Here is a 6,434-nt window from a genome sequence, read left to right on the forward strand (position 1 = left end):
GTACTAGCCTCTCCTTTCCGACTGACCGGGGCCGGGTGGGAGGCGGATCACGATGGCACCGGCGTGGTGGGTGATCCGGGCGAGGACCGCCGCCCGCATCCACACCCGGTTGCCGCGGGGCCGGCTGAGGGTGGGTGGCCTGTGCGGATCACCCCCACGGGCGTGGGGAGGACTGGCCGGTCAGGTGTCGGCGTTCGCGACGATCCGGATCACCCCCACGGGCGTGGGGAGGACTCTTTCTGACCTGGTCTTTTGCAGGGTCTCCTGCGTCTGTTGTGATGGGAGGCCGAGGAGTTGGAGGCTGCCGAAGTCCATAACATGGCGGCGGCGTCCACCGACTGCCTTGATCGTAAAATCTTGCTCAGGGGTCGGCGGGGTGGATGCAGACGGCGCGGCGCCGTCGGCGATGCTACCGACAATCACGCTCGAGAGTTCGTCGCATGCGCGGGCGGGGACGACCCCGACGTAGAGGCCGGCTTTGGGTTCGATGGGCCGAGGGATCAGGGCACCTGCGACATGCTCGGGTACGACGGGGGTCGAGATGACAATCTTTGAGGTCATGGGCTGCCGAGTGGGTCTCCGCCCCTGACGGCCATCACCAGGTGAGGCCGAGTTCTGCGTCGAGGAAGAAGCTGCGGCCGCCGAGGTCGGCTGGCTGGGCGTATCCGGCGTCGTCGATGGGATGGGGCAGGGGAACGAGCTCGCGGAGCACGGCGTGCTCGGCCCATCTGGTCGGGACAATTGCGGCTCCCGGATGCCGTCGACGCCAATCGCCGTCGGCGACGGGGATGCTGTGGGCAAGGATGGCGCGGACGTCGTTGGTGGTGAACGAGCCGTCCCGGCGGCTTCCTTTCTCGGGTAGCGGGTGTCGTCGGGTGCGGTCGAGCCAGCGGTAGCCGTCCGCGTCGACGAAGCAGCAGACCACGCGGACGGATTCGACGCCGAGACGGGTGCTGACCTTGTCCTCGACGAGGTCGCTGCTGGTCAGCCGTGCGAGGGGGAGGGCGTTCTTCGGCGTCGGGATCATCGCCTGCTCGGCGAGGCTGTAGCGGACCTTGTCCTCCATGCGCCGCGCCAGTTCGGCTTCGCTCAGGTCGGCGGAGAACGTCTCGTCGTAGACCTCCTCGACCATCTCCTGAACATGGTCCGGAATAGAGATGCTGCCGGGGGCTCGCTTGGCGAGCAGGGTGTGGGTGCGTTCGAGGAGGGACCGGTCGTAGACACCGGTCCAGCGATCCGGCAGGTCCAGCGCAGCCCCGTCGGCCGGCGGAACGAGTACGACGAGCCGCGGCCCGGTGGTGGCCCAGGCGGGCCGGTCGCCGTCGAAGACGGCGTGGCGTTGGCATCGACCGGAGCGTTGCAGCAGCTGCGCGATCGGCGCGAGATCGCTGATGACCAGGTCGAGATCGAGGTCGAGGGACTGTTCGGCGACCTGGGTCGCGACGAGGACGGCATACGGACGGACGGCGCTGTCGCGGCCGTAGGCGGCCATCACCGTCTTCGTAATCTCCTCGCGCTGATAGGCGGGAAAGCGGGCGTGTAACAGCTGCAGCTGGGGGACCGTACGGCCGTCACCGGAGCTGGCCCGGACGGCGGACAGTTCGGCGAACCAGCCCTGCAGGTAGCGGTAGGTGGCCTGCGCTTCGGCGACGGTGGTGCAGATGACCATCGCGCAGCCGCGGTCAGAGACGAGGGGTTCGAGAAGCGTGCGGAGGGCGGTGGAGCGGTCGGCACCCTTCGTGCGGTGGACCGGCACGACCATTGTCTCGACCGCGAGGGGACGAGAGGGGATGTCGACGGGCTGGGTGGTGAGGGCACCGGTGATGGCGTCGGCGTAGACCCATCCCGGGTAGGCGACCGGCGCCAGGTCGGTGGCACGGTGACCGGCGCCGGTCAGGTAGGCGCGGACGAGTCGGTGCGCGACCGAGCCGGGCAGGGTGGCCGACAGCAGGACGACCGGGACATCGAGCGCACCGAGCCAGGTCAGCAGCCGAGCGAGGAGCATCTGCATGTAGGCGTCGTAGGCGTGCACCTCGTCGACGATCAGTACCTTGCCAGCGAGGCCGAGCATCCGGAGCATGTTGTGCTTCACAGGCAGGACGGCGAGCAGCGCCTGGTCGATGGTCCCGACGGCCATCGCGGCGAGGAGCCCGCGCTTACGGCCGCGCAGCCAAGCACTGGCCGTGACCGCCGCATCGCCGCGATGATCGCCGTCGCCGGTGACGACCGGGCCCCCGCCCGGCCCGGTGTACTCGGTGTTCAGCCAGGCCATGGAGTGCAGCAGCGTCATCGCCGTGTCCCCGGCGAGCCGCCGCCGAGCATAGTCACGGATTCGGCGGTACATCTGGTCCGCGGTCGCCATCGTCGGCAGGGTGACGAACAGCCCACACGTGCCAGCCGCCTCGCCCATCACCCGGGCGGCGTGCAGCGCCGTCTCGGTCTTACCGACGCCCATCGGCGCCATCACGAGCAGCAGGCCCGGACCTGACAGGAGCCCGGGCAGCCGGTCTGCCACGGACCGCTGCAGGGCGTTCGGTTCCTCAATCTTCGGGAACTCCTCGGCGAAGCTTCCCGGACGCAGAGAGGCGCGGCCCAGACCGGCGTCAGCAAGCAGGTCGGGGACAAAGGCGGTGGTCTCGCGCCGATGCCCGCGAAGCCGCTCGAGGCCAGCAGCCAACGGGCCCGTGTCGGACAGGTGGGCCTCGACGCGTGGGCGCAGGAAGGTCTCCTGGCTGACCAGCCAGTCCGCCAGAATCACGATGGCGGTGCTGATCGCGGCGATGCGCGGGGGGACCGATGCCGGGGGCGACGGCGGATCGAAGACCTCGCGGATAGCGTGCAGGGCCGCCCGCCGCTGGGTCTCCCAGGTGTCGGCGCCCAGGCACGGCAGGTCGTGCACCGTGGCGTAGTCGCGGCGTTCGGCGGCGGTGAAACAGCCATGATGTCCCCCGAGGAGCTCCGCGACCTGAAAGCCGGAGTCCTTGCGGGTGCTGCTGACCGGATACCCCAGCTCACCGAGCACATGGCTCAGCCAGAGCTGCGTCATCCGCTCATGCCGGATGTCGCCACGGGCACCAGCCGGCGAGTAGCCATCGAGCGTGGCGAACGCGTCCTCGGCGAGCATCTGGAATCCCGGCATGATCTTGCCGAGGTCGTGGAGCGCCGCCCAGAACGCCAGCAACCGGCCAGCCTGGTCGACCGGAACGCCCAACCCGACCGCGATGGTCCGCCTGATCGACACCGACAGGTAGTCCCGCCACAGAACCTCGGCCGCCGCGCCGGTATCGAGGAGATGGAATACCAGCGGATACGGACCCGGTAGCCCCTTCCTCTTGCCCCACAGCCTCAGATCGACCAGCGGCGCGTCCTCCGGCTCGCTCGTACTCACGGCTACCCCGTTGCTGGCTGCCAAGAGCCCGTCGTACGGTCGGCCCGACCAAGCGTAGCGGCAACGACAGTTCCGCTAACCGCGCGCTTAGCGGCATCCCAGTCCCGCAAGGACAGCCACACTCCCGTAAGATCATCAATTCTTGCTCGCCACCCATGTGACAGAATGAGGTGCCCCGCGTTCGTGGGAATGACCCCCGGCAATCGTGCGGGCTGGTGCTTGCCTCAGCTTGTTCCTCCCCACATCCCGTGGGGGTGCTCCGGCCATGAAGGGCTGCGCGGACCCCGTCGCACCCTCCTCCCCACGCCCGTGGGGGTGGCAGCACCAGCCTGCACGAGTCTCAAAGGCTGTAGAGAGGTACGCTACAACTAGTCATCACAAAGGCCATAGAGGGATGTGCAGGACCCAGTCGGGATCTCTGTTACGATCTGCACCGACATCAGTCCGGTATGCATCAGTACGGAGTGCAGACGATGGAGTCACTCGCCCCCGCCCTAGTGGTGGTCGCCGGCCTAGCAGTAGTCCTCGGCTTCCTAGTAATGATCGCAATCATTGTATGGATGCTGACACGATGATTACTCATCGACCATGTCTTTACCCGGCCGCCATACCGGTCAAGTCGACCAACTCGGAGGACACCCCCACACCCGGAAAACTGTCGGTGGTGGATGGGAGAGTGTGCGGCGATCTCGACGGTGAGATCGAGGCGACCGTCTACCCGCAAGGTGGACGGAGATTCGGGGGATGCGGGTGAGCAAACAATGGTGACCCCGCAGGTCTATGACCTGCGGGAACAGCCGTGGATACCGGTACGCCGGGGTGCCGATCGGCGGCTGGTCGGGCTGTGCGATCTTCTTCTTCAGGCACATGATCTGTCCGATGTGGAGGTTCCGGTGCCGCCGGCGACTGCGGGGCTGTGGCGGATCCTGTATCTGCTGGCGGCGCGGGTAAGCGGGCTGGACGACCCGACGCTCGAGGTGGCGGAGTTCGACGATCGCCGGTGCGAGGTGCTGGACGCGGGCCGGTTCGATGAGGGCGAGGTCGAGGGCTATTTCGCCCGGTACGCCGACCGGTTCGATCTATTCGATCCGGCGCGGCCGTGGTTGCAGGATCCGCGGCTGGCCACCCAGTGCGCGGCGACGTCGGGGGTGAACAAGCTGGTCCTCGGCCGGCCGGCGGGGAGCAATCAGGTCTTCTTCGACCATCACACGGAGACGGTGGTGGCGCCGGTACCGGCTCACGAGGCCGTCTGGCATCTGATTGCGCGGTTGTACTTCGGCCCGTCAGGGCGGTGTACGACGCGGACCGTCGGGTCGGTGGCGAAGGCGGACACGATGGCCGGACCGTTGCGGGGCAGCCTGTCGTTTCATCCGATCGGCCGGAACCTGTTCGAGTCGCTGGTGGCGGGGATCCCCGCGCCGGCGGACGGGGAGGGGTATGCGGCGGCGAGCGCGCTGGACGCGGCGCCGTGGGAGATGGCGGAGCTGCCGCCTCCGACGAAGAGCCCGCCGCTGCTGCGTGGGCTGGGGCGTCGGCTCACCGGCCGGTTTCAGCACGCGCTCCTGCTGACCCCGTCGGCGGATGGAACGTGCGTCGTGGATGCACGGCTGACGTGGGCGTTTCGGGACAAACAGCTCCCCGATCGGGATCCGTACCTGATCTACCAGACCAGTCAGAAAGGTGATCCCTACGCTCGGCCGGCGAGACTGGAACGGGCTTTGTGGCGCGACCTTGATGCATTGCTGATGAACGACATTGGCGAGGCGCCGCGCTGGAAGCCGGCGGTCTTCGATCTGCTGCCCGAGGACCTGGTCGAGGTTCTCCGGGTTCGGGCGTATGGATTCGATCAGGACGGTCAGACCCGTGACCAGCAGTTCTTCACCGCACTGACGCCGTCGGTGCTGGGCTGGGCCGAGGGTCGGCCGGGCAGCCGGGCGGTGGGCGTCAGCGCCACCCGGGCGGCCGCCGAGCAGGTGAGGCGCAGCCTGGTCCGGGCGTTGAAATTGGCGTGGGCGCGCCAGTCCGACCCGACGGACGGCACGGGCAGCACACCTCGGGCCGACGGTCCCCCGGGGCCGTGGGTCGCCGCGGCTGAGGCGCGGTACTGGCCGGGCGCGGAACGGCTGTTCTGGCAGGCCATCCAGGACGGCGAGTTCACCGACCCGTCTCGACCGTTCGTGCAGCTGGCGCTGCGGATCTACGACGGGATCGCCGGGGAGATCACCTCGCCCGCGCACTGGCGGATGACCCGGGCGCTCGCCCTGCACCGCCGGCAGATCCGCGGGTTCGCCGTTGCCGCAGATACCGCCGCTGCTCGCGGCGGGAGGAGTGAGGACGCCGCATGAGCAACCTCGTCAGCCGGGAGAAGCTTCCCGGCCTCGAATGGCGCGCGGCCCGTCTCGTCGAAGCCGTGACCGATGCGCTGGCGGTTCCGGGCCGGCGGGCTGCCCTGCGCCGTAGCCTGGGGCATTCGCCGCAGGATCCGGTGGTGGCACGAGCACACGGCATGGTCGCGCCGTACCTGCCGGTGCTGCCCGACCCCGCGCGGGACGGCTTCTACCCGGACACCGCCATCGACGTGGTCGCGATCGAGCGGGCCTTCTACACGGTGGCGGCGCTGATGGCGGCGCAGCCGCGCTCCGCGCGGGACGCGGAGATCGCCGCTGCCGAGGCCGCCACGCCGACCTCGTCAGAAGAGACAACGCGGACCCCGACAACCGAAGCAGAGGCCGACTCCGCGGCCGAGGACCGCGTTGGGGCGGCGGACCCAGCCGATACGACGACGGTTCCGGCCGGCACCGGGCGTCGGCGGCCGAGTCTCGGCTACACGCTTGCGGCGGCGGTGCGGGCCGGGAAGCTGAACGGCGAGACGATTCCGCCCCGCCTGCAGCTGATCTGCCGCCAGGACGTCGCCGGGGTGCACCGTCACCTGCCCCGGCTGGTCGGCCAGCTACGTTCCGACCTCGTCCCGGTCGCCTGGGTGCCGCTGATCGTCGACCTGGCCCGGTGGGGCCGCTACCGCGACCAGGTCGCCAAGGGCTGGCTG

At 69.1% G+C, this 6,434-nt stretch carries 5 protein-coding genes; 3 read left to right on the top strand and 2 right to left on the bottom strand.

What is annotated here, in order from left to right; translation table 11 throughout:
• Positions 1–180: 180 nt before the first annotated feature.
• Together ACY45C_RS08945 and cas3 are read right to left on the bottom strand one after the other, a co-directional pair.
• Positions 181–561: a type I-E CRISPR-associated endoribonuclease Cas2 gene (locus ACY45C_RS08945; protein WP_462187158.1), complete on the bottom strand. Its 381-nt coding sequence runs from the start codon at positions 559–561 to the stop codon at positions 181–183.
• A 34-nt stretch (positions 562–595) separates the two neighbouring features.
• Complete coding sequence (cas3, locus tag ACY45C_RS08950) at positions 596–3,388, bottom strand: CRISPR-associated helicase Cas3' (RefSeq protein WP_462187159.1); 2,793 nt, start codon at positions 3,386–3,388, stop codon at positions 596–598.
• A 556-nt stretch (positions 3,389–3,944) separates the two neighbouring features.
• On the opposite strand from cas3, the gene ACY45C_RS08955 reads away from it, so the two are divergent.
• From ACY45C_RS08955 to casB, 3 genes are all read left to right on the top strand, one after another.
• A complete protein-coding gene (locus ACY45C_RS08955; RefSeq protein WP_462187160.1) occupies positions 3,945–4,142 on the top strand; it encodes a hypothetical protein in 198 nt (65 codons plus the stop codon).
• A 7-nt stretch (positions 4,143–4,149) separates the two neighbouring features.
• Positions 4,150–5,733 carry a type I-E CRISPR-associated protein Cse1/CasA gene (gene casA / locus ACY45C_RS08960; RefSeq protein WP_462187161.1) on the top strand — a complete coding sequence of 528 codons (1,584 nt, stop codon included), beginning with the start codon at positions 4,150–4,152 and terminating at the stop codon, positions 5,731–5,733.
• A partial coding sequence (gene casB, locus ACY45C_RS08965; RefSeq protein ID WP_462187162.1) for a type I-E CRISPR-associated protein Cse2/CasB occupies positions 5,730–6,434 on the top strand: 705 nt, incomplete at its 3' end. The genes casA and casB, both read left to right, overlap by 4 nt.

It is taken from the genome of Frankia sp. CcWB2 (assembly GCF_977927585.1).